The 15,163-nt window shown below is 70.5% G+C and carries 15 protein-coding genes; 9 read left to right on the top strand and 6 right to left on the bottom strand.

The window, feature by feature from the left end; translation table 11 throughout:
- Positions 1-23 precede the first annotated feature (23 nt).
- From IE278_RS27210 to IE278_RS27185, 6 genes are all read left to right on the top strand, one after another.
- On the top strand, positions 24-1,082 hold the full coding sequence (locus tag IE278_RS27210; RefSeq protein WP_189775909.1) for a PhoH family protein: 1,059 nt from the start codon (positions 24-26) through the stop codon (positions 1,080-1,082).
- A gap of 12 nt (positions 1,083-1,094) precedes the next feature.
- Entirely contained in the window at positions 1,095-1,592 is a 498-nt protein-coding gene (gene ybeY, locus IE278_RS27205) for an rRNA maturation RNase YbeY (RefSeq protein ID WP_189775908.1), read from the top strand.
- Positions 1,589-2,902 carry a hemolysin family protein gene (locus IE278_RS27200; RefSeq protein ID WP_189775907.1) on the top strand — a complete coding sequence of 438 codons (1,314 nt, stop codon included), beginning with the start codon at positions 1,589-1,591 and terminating at the stop codon, positions 2,900-2,902. The genes ybeY and IE278_RS27200 overlap by 4 nt, the downstream gene beginning before the upstream one ends.
- The gene (locus IE278_RS27195; RefSeq protein WP_189775906.1) at positions 2,899-3,258 is read left to right on the top strand and encodes an MmcQ/YjbR family DNA-binding protein; all 360 of its coding nucleotides are present in this window, start codon (positions 2,899-2,901) and stop codon (positions 3,256-3,258) included. The genes IE278_RS27200 and IE278_RS27195 overlap by 4 nt, the downstream gene beginning before the upstream one ends.
- Positions 3,259-3,281: 23 nt before the next feature.
- Positions 3,282-3,635, top strand: a complete 354-nt coding sequence (locus IE278_RS27190) for a cytidine deaminase-like protein (RefSeq protein WP_189775905.1) — start codon at positions 3,282-3,284, stop codon at positions 3,633-3,635.
- Positions 3,636-4,078: 443 nt separating this feature from the next.
- Positions 4,079-4,549: a hypothetical protein gene (locus tag IE278_RS27185; protein ID WP_189775904.1), complete on the top strand. Its 471-nt coding sequence runs from the start codon at positions 4,079-4,081 to the stop codon at positions 4,547-4,549.
- Positions 4,550-4,626: 77 nt separating this feature from the next.
- Here the strand turns inward: IE278_RS27185 and IE278_RS27180 are convergent, their stop codons facing one another.
- Both IE278_RS27180 and IE278_RS27175 read right to left on the bottom strand, forming a co-directional pair.
- The gene (locus IE278_RS27180; protein WP_189775903.1) at positions 4,627-4,965 is read right to left on the bottom strand and encodes a P-II family nitrogen regulator; all 339 of its coding nucleotides are present in this window, start codon (positions 4,963-4,965) and stop codon (positions 4,627-4,629) included.
- Positions 4,962-6,317: an ammonium transporter gene (locus IE278_RS27175; protein ID WP_189775902.1), complete on the bottom strand. Its 1,356-nt coding sequence runs from the start codon at positions 6,315-6,317 to the stop codon at positions 4,962-4,964. The genes IE278_RS27180 and IE278_RS27175 overlap by 4 nt, the downstream gene beginning before the upstream one ends.
- 196 nt (positions 6,318-6,513) lie before the next feature.
- On the opposite strand from IE278_RS27175, the gene era reads away from it, so the two are divergent.
- A complete protein-coding gene (era, locus tag IE278_RS27170; protein ID WP_189775901.1) occupies positions 6,514-7,473 on the top strand; it encodes a GTPase Era in 960 nt (319 codons plus the stop codon).
- A 180-nt stretch (positions 7,474-7,653) separates the two neighbouring features.
- On the opposite strand, the gene IE278_RS27165 is transcribed toward era, so the two are convergent.
- The 4 genes from IE278_RS27165 to IE278_RS27150 all read right to left on the bottom strand — a co-directional run bounded on the left by IE278_RS27165 (position 7,654) and on the right by IE278_RS27150 (position 11,818).
- Positions 7,654-8,931, bottom strand: a complete 1,278-nt coding sequence (locus IE278_RS27165) for an MFS transporter (RefSeq protein ID WP_246570713.1) — start codon at positions 8,929-8,931, stop codon at positions 7,654-7,656.
- Complete coding sequence (locus IE278_RS27160) at positions 8,928-10,328, bottom strand: GH1 family beta-glucosidase (RefSeq protein ID WP_189775900.1); 1,401 nt, start codon at positions 10,326-10,328, stop codon at positions 8,928-8,930. The genes IE278_RS27165 and IE278_RS27160 overlap by 4 nt, the downstream gene beginning before the upstream one ends.
- Positions 10,329-10,441: 113 nt before the next feature.
- Positions 10,442-10,708 carry a protealysin inhibitor emfourin gene (locus IE278_RS27155; protein ID WP_189775899.1) on the bottom strand — a complete coding sequence of 89 codons (267 nt, stop codon included), beginning with the start codon at positions 10,706-10,708 and terminating at the stop codon, positions 10,442-10,444.
- A 39-nt stretch (positions 10,709-10,747) separates the two neighbouring features.
- On the bottom strand, positions 10,748-11,818 hold the full coding sequence (locus tag IE278_RS27150) for a M4 family metallopeptidase (RefSeq protein WP_189775898.1): 1,071 nt from the start codon (positions 11,816-11,818) through the stop codon (positions 10,748-10,750).
- Between the two features lie 615 nt (positions 11,819-12,433).
- Here IE278_RS27150 and leuA point away from each other — a divergent pair.
- Positions 12,434-14,155, top strand: a complete 1,722-nt coding sequence (gene leuA, locus IE278_RS27145) for a 2-isopropylmalate synthase (RefSeq protein ID WP_189775897.1) — start codon at positions 12,434-12,436, stop codon at positions 14,153-14,155.
- A 173-nt stretch (positions 14,156-14,328) separates the two neighbouring features.
- Positions 14,329-15,039 carry a tellurite resistance TerB family protein gene (locus IE278_RS27140; RefSeq protein ID WP_189775896.1) on the top strand — a complete coding sequence of 237 codons (711 nt, stop codon included), beginning with the start codon at positions 14,329-14,331 and terminating at the stop codon, positions 15,037-15,039.
- Positions 15,040-15,163 lie beyond the last annotated feature (124 nt).

Genomic DNA, 15,163 nt, shown 5'->3' with positions numbered 1-15,163 from the left:
GAGCAGGCCTACAGAGCCGGCCCATGACGCAGACACCCACAGCTCACACCCCCGCGCAGGGGCAGTCACGAGCCCAGTTCACCGTCCCCGCGGCGCACCCGATGGTGACCGTGCTGGGATCAGGGGACGTCCTCCTGCGCGTGATCGAGAAGGCCTTCCCGGCGGCCGACATCCACGTCCGGGGCAATGAGATCAGCGCCATCGGCGACGCCCGTGAAGTGGCCCTCGTCCAGCGACTGTTCGACGAGATGATGCTGGTGCTCCGCACCGGACAGCCGATGACGGAGGACGCGGTGGAACGCTCGATCGCCATGCTGCGGGCGACTGAGAACGGGGAGGGCGACGGTCCGGAGACCCCGGCCGAGGTCCTCACCCAGAACATCCTGTCCTCGCGCGGGCGCACCATCCGCCCCAAGACGCTCAACCAGAAGCGGTACGTCGACGCCATAGACAAGCACACCATCGTCTTCGGCATCGGCCCCGCCGGTACGGGCAAGACCTACCTCGCCATGGCCAAGGCCGTGCAGGCACTGCAGGCCAAGCAGGTCAGCCGCATCATCCTGACCCGCCCGGCGGTGGAGGCGGGAGAGCGGCTCGGCTTCCTGCCCGGCACGCTCTACGACAAGATCGACCCCTACCTGCGCCCGCTGTACGACGCGCTGCACGACATGCTCGACCCGGACTCGATCCCGCGCCTGATGGCGGCGGGCACGATCGAGGTCGCGCCGCTGGCTTATATGCGCGGCCGTACGCTGAATGACGCCTTCATCATTCTCGACGAGGCGCAGAACACCAGCGCCGAGCAGATGAAGATGTTCCTCACCCGGCTCGGTTTCGATTCGAAGATCGTGGTCACCGGGGATGTGACGCAGGTCGACCTGCCGAGCGGCACCAAGTCCGGGCTGCGTCAGGTCCAGGACATCCTGGAGGGCCTCGACGACGTCCACTTCTCGCGGCTCACGACCCAGGACGTCGTCCGGCACAAGCTGGTCGGCCGTATCGTCGACGCGTACGAGAAGTACGACAGCCAGAACGGCACGGAGAACGGCACCCACAAGGGCGCCCGTACCAAACGGAAGTAGACCAGCGCGACCATGTCGATCGACGTCAACAACGAGTCCGGAACCGAGGTCGACGAGCAGGCGATCCTCGACATCGCCCGCTACGCCCTCGCGCGGATGCGTATCCACCCGCTCTCCGAGCTCTCGGTGATCGTCGTGGACACCGACGCCATGGAGCAGCTGCACATCCAGTGGATGGACCTGCCGGGCCCCACGGACGTCATGTCGTTCCCGATGGACGAGCTGCGGCCGCCCACGAAGGACGACGAGGAGCCGCCGCAGGGGCTGCTCGGTGACATCGTGCTGTGCCCGGAGGTCGCCGAGCAGCAGGGCAAGGACGCCGAGACGCAGCACTCCATGGACGAGGAGCTCCAGCTCCTCACCGTCCACGGAGTGCTGCACCTGCTCGGGTACGACCACGAGGAGCCCGACGAGAAGGCCGAGATGTTCGGTCTGCAGGCCGCCATCGTGGACGGCTGGCGCGCGGAGAAGGGCCTCGAAGGCCCCTCCCCGGCCCCGACCGTCTCATGAGCCCGCAACTGGTCCTGGGCGCCGTCGCCCTGGTCGTGGTCGCCTGGCTCGCCGCCTGCGCGGAGGCCGGCCTCGCCCGCGTCTCCAGCTTCCGCGCCGAGGAAGCGGTACGGTCCGGCCGCCGCGGCAGCGCCAAGCTCGCCCAGGTCGCCGCCGACCCGACCCGCTATCTGAACGTGGCGCTGCTGGTGCGCGTGGCCTGCGAGATGGCCGCTGCCGCCCTCGTCACCTACGCCTGTCTGAAGGAGTTCGACGAGACCTGGGAGTCGCTGGCCATCGCGATCGGCGTGATGGTCCTCGTCTCGTACGTCGCCGTCGGGGTCTCACCGCGCACCATCGGCCGCCAGCACCCCCTGAACACGGCTACGGCGTCCGCGTACGTGCTGGTGCCGCTGGCCAGGATCATGGGGCCGATCCCGCCGCTGCTCATCCTCATCGGCAACGCGCTCACGCCCGGCAAGGGCTTCCGCCGCGGGCCCTTCGCCTCCGAGGCCGAGCTGCGCGCGATGGTCGACCTCGCGGAGAAGGAGTCGCTCATCGAGGACGAGGAGCGCCGCATGGTGCACTCCGTCTTCGAACTGGGCGACACCCTGGTCCGGGAGGTCATGGTCCCGCGCACCGACCTGGTGGTCATCGAGCGGTACAAGACCATCCGGCAGGCGCTCACCCTCGCCCTGCGGTCCGGTTTCTCGCGCGTGCCCGTCACCGGGGAGAGCGAGGACGACATCGTCGGGATCGTGTACCTGAAGGACCTGGCCCGCAAGACGCACATCAGCCGAGACGCGGAAAGCGAGCTGGTGTCCACGGCGATGCGGCCCGCCGCGTTCGTCCCGGACACGAAGAACGCCGGTGACCTGCTGCGCGAGATGCAGCAGGACCGCAACCACGTCGCCGTCGTCATCGACGAGTACGGCGGCACGGCCGGCATCGTCACCATCGAGGACATCCTCGAGGAGATCGTCGGCGAGATCACCGACGAGTACGACCGTGAGCTGCCGCCCGTGCAGGACCTCGGCGACGACCGCTACCGGGTGACCGCCCGGCTCGACATCGGCGACCTCGGCGAGCTGTACGGCTTCGAGGCGTACGACGACGAGGACGTCGAGACGGTCGGCGGACTGCTCGCGAAGGCGCTCGGCCGCGTGCCCATCGCCGGCGCCTCCTCCGTGGTGGAACTGCCGGACGGCCGCGAGCTGCTGCTGACGGCGGAGGCCTCGGCCGGGCGCCGGAACAAGATCGTCACGGTGCTGGTCGAGCCCGTCGTCCCGGCCGACGCCGATTCCGACACCCCGGAGGAGAAGCCGGAGTGACCCCCAAGGAGCTGCGCGCGCTCTGCCTGTCCTTCAACGCCGCCGTGGAGGAGTTCCCCTTCAATCCGGAGACCTCCGTCTTCAAGGTGCTGGGGAAGATGTTCGCGCTCAGCTCCCTGGAGGGCAGCCCGCTGACGGTCAACCTGAAGTGCGACCCCGAGGACGCGGTGCGGCTGCGCGGCGAGTACGAGGGGCTGATCGTCCCGGGCTGGCACATGAACAAGCGGCACTGGAACACGGTGACGGTGGACGGCGGGCTGTCGGACCGGCTCGTCCGGGAGCTGGTCGAGGACTCGTACGACCTGGTGGTGGCGGGGCTGCCGCGGGCGGAGCGGCTGCGGCTCGACCGGCCCTGAGCGGCCGTACGTATGCTCATGCCATGACCGACAGCACCGCGCTCGATCCCGAGGACCGCAAGATCGTCACCCTGGCCCGTGCGGCCCGCGCCCGCAACGGCGTGCCCGAGGGGGCGGCCGTACGCGACGACAACGGCCGTACGTATGTGGCGGGCACCGTCGCACTGCCCTCGCTGCGGCTCAGCGCGCTGCGCACCGCGGTGGCGATGGCCGTGGCCTCCGGGGCGACGGCGCTTGAGGCGGCGGCGGTGGTGAGCGAGGGGGAGTCCTTGCCGGACGAGGACCTGGCGGCGGTGCGGGACCTCGGCGGGGCGGCCACGCGGGTGTTCCTCGCGGGGGCGGACGGGGTGGTGCGGTCCGCCGCGACCGCGGGCTGACTGCGGTCGGCGGGGCTCGTCCACGGGTGCGGCCCGGTGGGTGCGGGCCGCGCAGTTCCCCGCGCCCCTGAAAAGCGGGGCCACGCCCCAGCTTCCCAGCGCCGTGCCGCACGGTGCCCTGCGCAGGCACCCTCCCACCCCACAGGGGCGCGGTGAACGGCGCAATCTGTTGCCGTTAAGGGGCGCGGGGAACGGCGCGGTCTTTTGTCTTCTGGGGGCGCGGGGAACGGCGCAACGGGGGTGTGGGGGCGGAGCCCTCAAGTCCTCGGCCGGTGGGGGAGAACCCGCCTACCGGAAGAATCACCACCGCTTCTCTTGCAATCGTTGGCCCCTCGCGTCTCAATAGACGCCAGTTCTCCGACGGGCCGTCAGATCCGAGCGGTCGGTGAGGCGCCCGTCGGCCATCCCCACATGGCAATTCCCGTACAAGGGAAGGGAATCCGATGATCTGTAAGCGATTAGGAATCGGTGCGGCGCTGGCCGCCAGCACCCTCGCCGCATCCCTCGCGCTCGCCCCGGGCGCCGCGGCCGTCGTCCCGCAGAGCGCCACCATCGAAGCCGACTGCGGTGTCTACGGCGGCGGCGCGGCCACCCTCACGGCCACCCAGGACGGCACCGGCGCCACCATCACCGTCACCTCGTCGATCACCGCCCCGCTCGCGCTCGCCGAGGACTCGATCGCCTCCACTCTCAGCCTGGTGAAGGCGGGCGGTGGCACGACCGTCTTCACGGGCACCGAGAACCCCGCGATCGCCGCCGGTGAGGGCGTCACGGTCGGCCCGCTGACCGGCACGGTCGCGGCCGGCGACAGCCTGGAGGCCTTCGGCGGCTCCCTGCAGATGGTGGTCTTCGGGATCACCATCACGTGCACGGCGAACGGGCCGCAGTCGCCCGGTCCGTTCGTGTTCGAGTGACCGCCGGGGCGAGCGCCGCGAGCTGAACGCGTCATCCCCCCACGGGTACCGCCCGGCACGGGCCCGTGCCGGGCGGGTCAGAGGGCGTCGGGGCCGCGCTCGTCCGTCCGGACCCGCACCACCGTCTCCACCGGTACCGCCCAGACCTTTCCGTCGCCGATCTTCCCCGTCCGCGCGGCGTTCACGATCGCCTCGATGACGGGCTCGGCGTCCGCGTCCCCGACGACGACCTCGATACGGACCTTCGGTACGAGGTCGACGCGGTACTCGGCACCCCGGTACACCTCGGTGTGGCCGCGCTGACGCCCGTACCCGCTGGCCTCCGTGACCGTCAGCCCGTGCACGCCGATCTCCTGAAGGGCGGTCTTGACCTCGTCGAGGCGGTGCGGCTTGATGATCGCGGTGATGAGCTTCATGCCTGGGGCCTGGCCTTCTGCGTGGCGGAGAGGACGGAGGAGGAGACCGGGGCGCCTTGGCCCAGGACTCCGTGATCGTAAGCGGTCTCGGCGTGCACCGTAAGGTCGAGGCCGGTCTGCTCGTGCTCCTCGTCGGCCCGCAGTCCGACGACCCTGTCGATCAGCTTGGCGACGCCGTACGTGACGGCGAAGGCGTACGCGCCGACGGCCACGATCGCCACCAGCTGCCGGCCGAGCTGCCCGAACCCGCCGCCGTACAGCAGGCCCTCGACTCCGCCGGTCATGCTCTGCGTGGCGAAGACCCCGATGAGCAGGGTGCCGATCACACCGCCGACCAGGTGCACGCCGACGACGTCCAGCGAGTCGTCGTAGTCGAAGCGGAACTTCCAGGCCACGGCGTACGAGCAGACGACACCTGCGGCGAGGCCGATGACCAGCGCGCCGAGCAGCGAGACCGCACCGCAGGACGGGGTGATGGCGACCAGGCCCGCGACCGCGCCGGACGCCGAGCCCAGGGTGGTGGGATGGCCGTCGCGCCGCTGCTCCACGAAGAGCCAGCCGAGCAGACCCGTGCAGCCGGCGGCCAGGGTGTTGAGGAAGGCGGCGGCCGCGAGACCGTTCGCGCCGAGCGCCGAACCGGCGTTGAAGCCGAACCAGCCGAACCACAGCAGGCCGGCGCCCAGCATCACCATCGGCAGGTTGTGGGGGCGCATCGCGTCCTTCTTGAACCCCAGCCGCGGGCCCAGGACCAGGCACAACGCCAGCCCTGACGCCCCCGAGGTGATCTCCACGGGCAGTCCGCCCGCGAAGTCCAGGGCACCCAGGTCCGCCAGGATCCAGCCGCCCGGACCCCACACCCAGTGCGCGACCGGAACGTATACGAGCAGCGCCCACAGCGGGACGAAGACCAGCCACGCCCCGAACTTCGCGCGGTCCGCGACCGCGCCGCTGATCAGGGCCGCCGTGATGATCGCGAAGGTCAGCTGGAAAGTGGCGAAGAGGAGGGTCGGGACCGTGCCGTGCACGCTGTCCGGGCCCAGGCCCGCCATGCCCGCGTGCTCCAGGCCGCCGATGAGCCCGCCGACTCCCGCGTCGGCGTGGTCGTCGCCGAACACGAGGGAGTAGCCGACGGCCAGCCACACGACCGTGACCAGGGCGATCGACACGAAACTCATCATCAGCATGTTCAGGACGCTCTTCGTGCGGACCATGCCGCCGTAGAACAGGGCGAGGCCCGGAGTCATGAGCAGGACGAGCGCGGTGGCGGCGAGCAGCCAGGCGGTGTCACCGGTGTCGAGGGACGCGGCGGCGGACGCCGCGGTGGACGTGGCGGGCGGGGCGGCCAGAGTCACGGGGTCTCCAACGGGTGGGGGCTCGTCAGAGGGTCACCGTTACGCGTTTCCGGTCGCGTACAGGTGTGTTTCCGTCACGTTTCGTGTTGCGCGGGGGTTTCCGGAAGCTCACGCCGGGCCCGGCCGGCCCCCGATCGGCGGTGAGGGCCGGAATCCTGGTACGGCGGAGCCCCGACGATCAGGGACAATGGGCGCCATGAGCGTTCGTACCCAGTCATCCGAGCCGCCGGAATCCTCGGGGGCACCCCACCGCGCCGGCTTCGCCTGCTTCGTGGGCCGCCCCAACGCGGGCAAGTCCACCCTCACGAATGCTCTGGTCGGCCAGAAGGTCGCGATCACCGCGAACCAGCCGCAGACCACGCGGCACACGGTACGCGGCATCGTGCACAGGGCCGACGCCCAGTTGATCCTGGTGGACACCCCGGGGCTGCACAAACCGCGCACGCTCCTCGGCGAACGGCTCAACGACGTCGTCCGTACGACGTGGGCCGAGGTCGACGTGATCGGGTTCTGCCTCCCCGCGAACGAGAAGCTCGGTCCCGGCGACCGCTTCATCGCGAAGGAACTGGCGTCCATCAAGAAGACGCCGAAGATCGCGATCGTCACGAAGACCGACCTCGCGGACAGCAAGACGCTCGCCGAGCAGCTCATCGCCATCGACCAGCTCGGCAAGGAGCTGGGCTTCGAGTGGGCCGAGATCGTGCCCGTGTCGGCCGTCGCCGACCAGCAGGTCGACCTCCTGGCGAACCTCCTCGTGCCGCTGCTGCCCGAGGGCCCCGCCCTCTACCCCGAGGGCGACCTCACGGACGAGCCCGAGCAGGTCATGGTGGCCGAGCTGATCCGGGAGGCCGCGTTGGAGGGGGTGCGGGACGAGTTGCCGCACTCCATCGCCGTCGTCGTGGAGGAGATGCTGCCGCGCGAGGACCGGCCGGCCGACAAGCCGTTGCTCGACATCCACGCGTTCGTCTACATCGAGCGGCCGAGCCAGAAGGGGATCATCATCGGGCCCAAGGGGAAGCGGTTGAAGGAGGTCGGGATCAAGTCGCGTAAGCAGATCGAGGCGCTTCTGGGGACGCCGGTCTTCCTCGACCTCCATGTGAAGGTCGCGAAGGACTGGCAGAGGGACCCACGTCAACTCCGCAAACTCGGCTTCTGACGGAGTCCTCTTTCCCCAGCCCCGCCCCTTCCCGAAACTGGGGGCTGCGCCCCCAGACCCCCCTTCGGCTGCGGGTTCGTGGGGCCTTGTCGCGCAGTTCCCCGCGCCCCTTCAGGGGCGCGGGGAACTGCGCAACGGGGGTTCGGGGGCGGAGCCCCCGAGTCGGTGACTGGACCCCCCTCAGTCCACCCCCTTGATCCGGTTCACCAGAACCGCCCCGGCCAGGCCCACCGCCGCCGCCACCGCGTACAGCACCCGGTACCCGCCCAGATACGTCACGATCGGCGCGGCGAGCGCAGGCGCGGCGACCTGCGGCACCGCGTTCGCCGCGTTGATCACGCCGAGGTCCTTGCCCCGGTCCAGCGCCTTCGGGAGTACGTCCGTCATCAGCGCGAAGTCCACCGACGCGAAGACGCCGAAGCCAAGGCCCAGGAGGACGGACGCGACGACCGTGCCGGTCCACGTCGGCGAGAGCGCGATCACCCCGGCCGCGACGGCCATGACGACGCCCGAACAGGTCACGAACGGTTTGCGGCGGCCCACCCGGTCCGACCACATGCCCGCGACGACGACCGTGGCGAGCAGCATCGACGCGTTCAGCGCCGTCAGGATCAGCACGCCCTGCTCGGGATCGGAGTGGTGCAGGCGGTCCCGCAGGAAGTAGAGGAGGTACATGACGCCGAGGCTGTTGCTCAGGTTCACGAGGAACCGGGTCAGCCACGCCCAGCCGAAGTCCGGGTAGCGGCGCGGGCTCAGCCAGAAGGAGCCCAGGAAGCCGCGCCAGGACCAGGCCGGGCGGGCCGCGCGGGGCAGCCGGATGTCCCGGTGGCGCAGCACGTACGGCAGGACGCCCAGCAGGGTGAACGCCGCGCAGGCCGCGTAGCCCGCCGTGACGCCCCCGGCCAGCGTCGCCAGGCCCGTACCGCCGACCACGCCCAGGATCTGCGCGGCGCCCAGCCAGCCGCCCACCGCGCCCCGCTGGAGCCGGGGCACCCGGTCCGGTACGGCGGCCGTCACGGCGGCCCAGGCCGCGTTCAGGGCCAGTTGTGCCAGGCACCAGCCGAGCGCCATCGTCCATGGTCCGCCCGCCGCGCCGAGGAGTAGTAACGACAGCGCGCCGCCCGCGGTGCCCGCCACGATCCACGGCGTGCGACGGCCCCAGCGCGACGTCGTACGGTCCGACAGGGCGCCGAAGACCGGGTTCGCGAGCAGCGACACCGCCGCGCCGGCGCCCGTCACCCAGGCGAGGACGGCCTCCTTCGACATGCCCGTGCCGGGCGCGAAGTCCTCGGCCTGGGAGGCCAGGAGGATCTGCAGGGGGCCGAACCAGCCCACCCAGATCGCCCCGTTGGCGAGCGAGAGGGTCGCCGTCCAGCCCCGGCCCACTCGTTCGACGGGCTCGGCGAGCGCCAGGTCGGGCGCGGGCCCCTGCGCGGGCCCGTGCGCGGACGCCGTCACCCCGTGGCCGCCCGCCGCTGGGGTCGGCCCTGAGCCTTCAGCACGTCTCGCAGCCAGTGGTACGACGCCTTCGGGGTCCGTTCCAGGGTCTCGAAGTCGACGTGCACCAGGCCGAAGCGGCGCGCGTACCCCTCCGCCCACTCGAAGTTGTCGAGGAGCGACCACACGAAGTACCCGCGGACGTCCACACCCTGCTCCGACGCCCGGTGCAGGGCCCGCAGATGACCGTCCAGGTAGCCGATCCGCTCCTGGTCGTCGAGTCCCTCGTACGAGCAGCCGTTCTCAGTGATGACGACGGGCGGAAGCCGGTCGCCGTACCGGCCGCGGAAGTCCACCAGCAGTTCGGTCAGCGCCTCCGGCACCACGGGCCAGCCGAAGTCCGTGACCGGGTAGCCCTCGATCTCCCTTACCGAGAAGGGGAGCTCGGCGGGCAGGGTGAGACCGCCGAACTCGATCTCCGAGCCCTGCGGCGCGCCCACCCTCGTCGGCGCGTAGTAGTTGATCCCGTACCAGTCGACCGGCTGACCGATGATCTTCAGGTCCGCCGCGATCTCCTCGGCGTCGCCGGGCATCAGCTCGCCGATGCCGTCCGGGTACTGCCCGAGCAGGACCGGGTCGGCGAACAGGCGGTTGAGGAGCAGGTCGTAGAAGCCGGCCGCCTCCAGGTCCGCGGGTTCCTGGGAGGCGGGCCAGGTCGGGCCGTGCGAGTTGGCGATCCCGATGTCCGTGGCCCCGGCCGCCCGCAGGGCCTGTACGGCGAGGCCGTGGGCCAGCAGCTGGTGGTGGGCGGCGGGCAGCGCGTCGAAGAGGAGCTGCTTGCCCGGCGCGTGCGCGCCCAGGGCGTGGCCCAGCAGGGTGTGCTCGGCGGGCTCGTTGAGGGTGATCCACTTGTGGATCCGGTCGCCGAGGCGGGCGGCGACCAGCGCGGCGTACTCGGCGAACCGTCCGGCCGTGTCCCGTTCGAGCCAGCCGCCCGCCTCGGCCCGTGACACCGGCAGGTCCCAGTGGAAGAGGGTCGGGACAGGGCGTACGCCCGCCGCGCACAGCTCGTCGACCAGCCGGTCGTAGAAGTCCAGGCCGCCGGGGGAGTTCACCCGCGGCCAGGAGATCGAGAAGCGGTACGCGTCCACCCCGAGGTCGCGCAGGAGCGCCACGTCCTCGGGGTAGCGGTGGTAGTGGTCGCAGGCCACCGCGGCCGTCGAACCGTCCTTCACACGGCCCGGTTCGGCCGTGAAGGCATCCCACACGGAGCGCTCCCGGCGGTCGGCCGCGCCCTCGATCTGATGGGCCGAGGTGGAGACCCCCCAGAGGAAACCGGCCGGGAACCGGGGTATCGGGTCCGTCGCCGCCGTGCTCGTCGTCGCCGCCGTGCTCGCCGCGTTCACCGTGTTCGCCATGCGCGCGATCATCCGTACCGGCGGTAAGCGAAGTCAACGGCGTTGCGCGAACTGGCCGTTACTTGTCCCGTACCGGTCTCGACGACGGCCCCGTACCGGTTCCGTCGGGGTGCCTACGCGCCCTCCTTCAGAACCCTTGAGATCAGTTTCCGCTGCTCGTCCGTCAGACGCGGGTCCGCGCAGTAGACCGTCTTCCCGTCCACGGTGATCTGGTAGCTGAAGCCGTCCGGGACGCCTATGGGAGGCGTGCCCCGGCCGGCGGCGACCGCCTGTTCGGCCAGGGCCTGCCATTCCTGGGCATCGGCGCGGCCCGAGGTGTTCACCTCGGCATGCCGGTCGATGCCCGCGAATCCGCCTGTGCGTCGTACCTGAATACGCATGGGTCCCTGTCTAGTACGAATCGCGGGCCCGAGCCACGCTCACCCGGTCGGTACCCCGACCTGTTCCCAGGCCTTGGTGACGGCCTGCAGTTCCTCGCCCTCGCCGAACAGGGCGCGCGCCTGGGCCAGGGTCAGCCTCGCGAAGTCCGAGAAGCTCGCCTTCGAGTCCAGCTCGCCGCCGGTCAGCACGCTGTACCAGATCTTTCCGGCCCGCTCCCAGGCCTGCCCGCCCAGCGCGGTCGCGGCCAGGTAGAAGGCGTGGTTGGGGATGCCCGAGTTGATGTGCACACCGCCGTTGTCGCGGCCGGTGCGGACGTAGTCGTCCATCGTGGCGGGCTGCGGGTCCTTGCCGAGCACATCGTCGTCGTACGCCGTGCCCGGGGCCTTCATCGAGCGCAGGGCCGTGCCCGTGACGCGCGGGGCGAGCAGGCCCGCGCCGATCAGCCAGTCGGCCTCGGTGGCGCTCTGGCCGAGCGTGTACTGCTTGATGAGCGAGCCGAAGACGTCGGACATCGACTCGTTGAGCGCGCCGGGCTGGCCGAAGTACGTGAGGTTCGCCGTGTACTGGGTGACGCCGTGCGCGAGTTCGTGGCCGATGACGTCGACGGGGATGGTGAAGTCGAGGAAGATCTCGCCGTCACCGTCGCCGAACACCATCTGCTCGCCGTTCCAGAAGGCGTTGTTGTACTCCTCGTCGAAGTGCACGGTCGCGTTCAGCGGCAGCCCCTCGCCGTTGATCGAGTTGCGCGCGTACGCCTTCAGGAACAGGTCGAAGGTCGCGCCCAGGCCGGCGTAGGCGCGGTTGACCGTGGCGTCCTTGCCGGGCTTGTCGCCCTCGCCGCGCACCTTCCTGCCGGGCAGGTCCTGCTTGTGCCTCGCGTCGTAGATCGTGCGGTGCGGCTTGTCCTCGGCGGCGCCGGCCGGCGGGGCGAGGGCGGGCGCGCCGAGGACTGTCGTCAGCCGGCGGTGGGTGCGCTCGAAGGCGTCCCGCTCCAGGGTGCGGCGGGCCTTGCCGGCGAGCGCCCGGTCCTCTGCCTGGGAGAGGGTGTCGAGGACATGGGGCGGGATGATGGTGCAGAAGACGGGCTCGAAGCCCCCGTATGTCGTCATGCCCGGCACCATTGCACTGTGTGACGTGACTGTCACTAGGGGCAACCATGATTGGTGAAATGGGGGGATAAGGGGGACGAGGGGGTCCGTTTTCGTGTACGAACACACCTCCGCGCCCCTGGACGTCCCAACCCTGCGCAGTTCCCCGCGCCCCTGAAGGGCGAAAGACTGCGCCGTTCCCCGCGCCCCCGAAAAGATCAAAAGACTGCGCCGTTCCCCGCGCCCCTGGGGGGGCGGGGAACGGGCCTGCGCTGTGGTCTGCGGGCCCCTTTAGGGGCGCGGGGAACTGCGCAATCTTTTAGGCGCGCGCACCGCGGCGGGTGAGGTGGGCGTCTTGGGGGCGCGGGGAACTGCGCAGTCTTTGGGGTGTGGTCGGTGAGCCGCGCGTGATGGCTCGTCCCGCATCGTGATACGCCGGATCCGGGCGCGCGGGACTCCGATAGCATGCGGAGCATCATGCGTATCGGGCTGCTCCTTCTTAGCTGCCGCGGCGAGGGCCTGTAGTCGAGGCCGACTCCCTCCCCGCGGAGTTCTGGCGTTGCGCCGTCGGCCGTACCTCGGATCGCGAACCGACCGGTTCCGAGGATCAAGCGGACCAAGAGGAGCCCTCGCATCATGGCGAACCGCCAGCAGCCCACGTCCATGCCGATCCACAAGTACCGCCCGTACGACCAGGTCGACATCCCCGACCGCACGTGGCCGGACAACCGGATCACCACCGCCCCCCGCTGGCTCTCCACCGACCTGCGCGACGGCAACCAGGCCCTGATCGACCCCATGTCGCCCGCGCGCAAGCGTGAGATGTTCGACCTGCTGGTGTCGATGGGCTACAAGGAGATCGAGGTCGGTTTCCCGGCCTCCGGTCAGACCGACTTCGACTTCGTGCGCTCGATCGTCGAGGAAGAGGGCGCGATCCCCGACGACGTCACGATCTCCGTACTGACCCAGGCCCGTGAGGACCTGATCGAGCGGACCGTCGAGTCGCTGAAGGGCGCCAAGCGCGCCAACGTCCACCTGTACAACGCCACCGCGCCGGTCTTCCGCCGCGTCGTCTTCCGCGGTTCCAAGGACGACATCAAGCAGATCGCCGTGGACGGCACCCGCCTGGTGGTGGAGTACGCGGAGAAGCTGCTGGGCCCCGAGACGACCTTCGGGTACCAGTACAGCCCCGAGATCTTCACCGACACCGAGCTGGACTTCGCCCTGGAGGTCTGCGAGGCCGTCATGGACGTCTGGCAGCCCGGCCCGGGCCGCGAGATCATCCTGAACCTGCCCGCCACCGTGGAGCGCTCGACCCCCTCCACGCACGCGGACCGCTTCGAGTGGATGTCGCGCAACCTGTCCCGCCGCGAGTACGTCTGCCTGTCCGTCCACCCGCACAACGACCGCGGTACGGCGGTGGCCGCCGCCGAGCTGGCGCTGATGGCCGGCGCCGACCGTATCGAGGGCTGCCTGTTCGGGCAGGGCGAGCGCACCGGCAACGTCGACCTGGTCACCCTGGGCATGAACCTGTTCTCGCAGGGCGTCGACCCGCAGATCGACTTCTCGAACATCGACGAGGTCCGCCGCACCGCCGAGTACTGCAACCAGATGGAGGTCCACGCCCGCCACCCGTACGTCGGCGACCTCGTCTACACCTCCTTCTCCGGCTCCCACCAGGACGCCATCAAGAAGGGCTTCGACGCGATGGAGGCCGACGCCGCCGCCAAGGGCGTCACCGTCGACGACATCGAGTGGGCCGTCCCGTACCTGCCGATCGACCCCAAGGACGTCGGCCGCTCGTACGAGGCCGTCATCCGGGTCAACTCGCAGTCCGGCAAGGGCGGTATCGCGTACGTCCTGAAGAACGACCACAAGCTGGACCTGCCGCGCCGGATGCAGATCGAGTTCTCGCGGATCATCCAGGCGAAGACGGACGCCGAGGGCGGCGAGGTCACCCCGAAGGACATCTGGGCGGCCTTCCGGGACGAGTACCTGCCGAACCCCGACAACCCGTGGGGCCGCGTCCAGGTCCGCAACGGCCAGTCCACGACGGACAAGGACGGCGTGGACACGCTCACCGTCGAGGCCGAGGTGGACGGCGCCGAGACCACCCTGGTGGGTACCGGCAACGGCCCGATCTCCGCGTTCTTCCACGCGCTGCAGGGCATCGGCGTCGACGCCCGCCTGCTGGACTACCAGGAGCACACGATGAGCGAGGGCGCCTCCGCGGTGGCCGCCTCGTACATCGAGGTCGCGATCGGCGACAAGGTCCTGTGGGGAATCGGCATCGACGCGAATACGACACGCGCCTCACTGAAGGCTGTCGTCTCCGCCGTCAACCGCGCCACACGATAGGGCCGTTCACCTGCGTTTCTGTGGTCCCGTCCGCCTCACAGGCGGGCGGGACCACTGCGTTTATCCGGCCATGTCGACGAGTGGCCTCTCCCGGGGTACTGACTCCGCATCAACAATGTGGCTAACATCACGCCAACGCGGCGATGTTGCCGTGGGGTTACGGAGGTGCGAACGTGCTGCCAGGATGGGGACGAAACGGCCGGTTTGTCCGCGCCGGCACCATGGGCGTTTCGCGCATCCTCGGAACCAGGACCGCGTGGACCACCGTCGGCGACGGCGAGTTCTTCTGTCCGGGCTGCGGAGGCGACCGCAACTACCAGCGCCTCACCGGCCGCCGGCGTTTCACCTGCCTCGGTGTGCCGGTCATGCCGCGCGGCGAGACGGGGCCCGTCGTCGAGTGCGCGGCCTGCGGCCACCACTACAGCGCGGACGTCCTCGACCATCCGACGACCACCCGCTTCTCGGCGATGCTGCGCGACGCCGTCCACACGGTCGCGCTCGCCGTGCTCGCCGCGGGGGGTACGTGCGCGCGTACGTCGCTGGAGACGGCTGCGGGTGCGGTGCGCTCCGCGGGGTTCGACGACTGTACGGAGGACCAGCTGGCCGCGCTCGTCGAGGCGCTCGCCGCCGACACCGGGCGGATCTTCGGGGAGCCGTGCGGGCCGGGACTGTCGATAGAGCTGCACGAGGCGCTGGATCCGCTCGCGCCGCATCTCGCGCCGGCGGGGCGTGAGGCGATCCTGCTCCAGGGGGCGCGGATCGCTCTCGCGGACGGGCCGTACACGCCGGCGGAGCGGGAGGCGCTCACGACGGTGGGGGCGGCGCTCACGATCTGCGCGGACGATGTGACGCGGTTGCTCACGGCTGCCCGCACGCCGTCCTGACCGCGCCGTTCCCCGCGCCCCTTCAGGGGCGCGGGGAACGGCGCAGGTGACCGCCACCGGGGGGGCGGCCGTTCGCGGACCCGGCCTTCCACTACTCCCGCGGGAGTAATCCGACCCGTCCGCC

Source organism: Streptomyces tauricus, from assembly GCF_014650955.1.
In the GTDB taxonomy this organism is placed as follows: domain Bacteria; phylum Actinomycetota; class Actinomycetes; order Streptomycetales; family Streptomycetaceae; genus Streptomyces; species Streptomyces tauricus.
This window is presented reverse-complemented; position numbering and strand designations above follow the sequence as displayed.

Bases quoted from the DNA above. Each gene is read 5' to 3' on its own strand.
- leuA (WP_189775897.1), top strand. From the start codon at position 12,434: ATGGCGAACCGCCAGCAGCCCACGTCCATGCCGATCCACAAGTACCGC.
- ybeY (WP_189775908.1), top strand. From the start codon at position 1,095: ATGTCGATCGACGTCAACAACGAGTCCGGAACCGAGGTCGACGAGCAG.
- IE278_RS27150 (WP_189775898.1), bottom strand. From the start codon at position 11,818: ATGACGACATACGGGGGCTTCGAGCCCGTCTTCTGCACCATCATCCCG.
- IE278_RS27190 (WP_189775905.1), top strand. From the start codon at position 3,282: ATGACCGACAGCACCGCGCTCGATCCCGAGGACCGCAAGATCGTCACC.
- IE278_RS27160 (WP_189775900.1), bottom strand. From the start codon at position 10,328: ATGGCGAACACGGTGAACGCGGCGAGCACGGCGGCGACGACGAGCACG.
- IE278_RS27200 (WP_189775907.1), top strand. From the start codon at position 1,589: ATGAGCCCGCAACTGGTCCTGGGCGCCGTCGCCCTGGTCGTGGTCGCC.
- era (WP_189775901.1), top strand. From the start codon at position 6,514: ATGAGCGTTCGTACCCAGTCATCCGAGCCGCCGGAATCCTCGGGGGCA.
- IE278_RS27185 (WP_189775904.1), top strand. From the start codon at position 4,079: ATGATCTGTAAGCGATTAGGAATCGGTGCGGCGCTGGCCGCCAGCACC.
- IE278_RS27180 (WP_189775903.1), bottom strand. From the start codon at position 4,965: ATGAAGCTCATCACCGCGATCATCAAGCCGCACCGCCTCGACGAGGTC.
- IE278_RS27210 (WP_189775909.1), top strand. From the start codon at position 24: ATGACGCAGACACCCACAGCTCACACCCCCGCGCAGGGGCAGTCACGA.
- IE278_RS27155 (WP_189775899.1), bottom strand. From the start codon at position 10,708: ATGCGTATTCAGGTACGACGCACAGGCGGATTCGCGGGCATCGACCGG.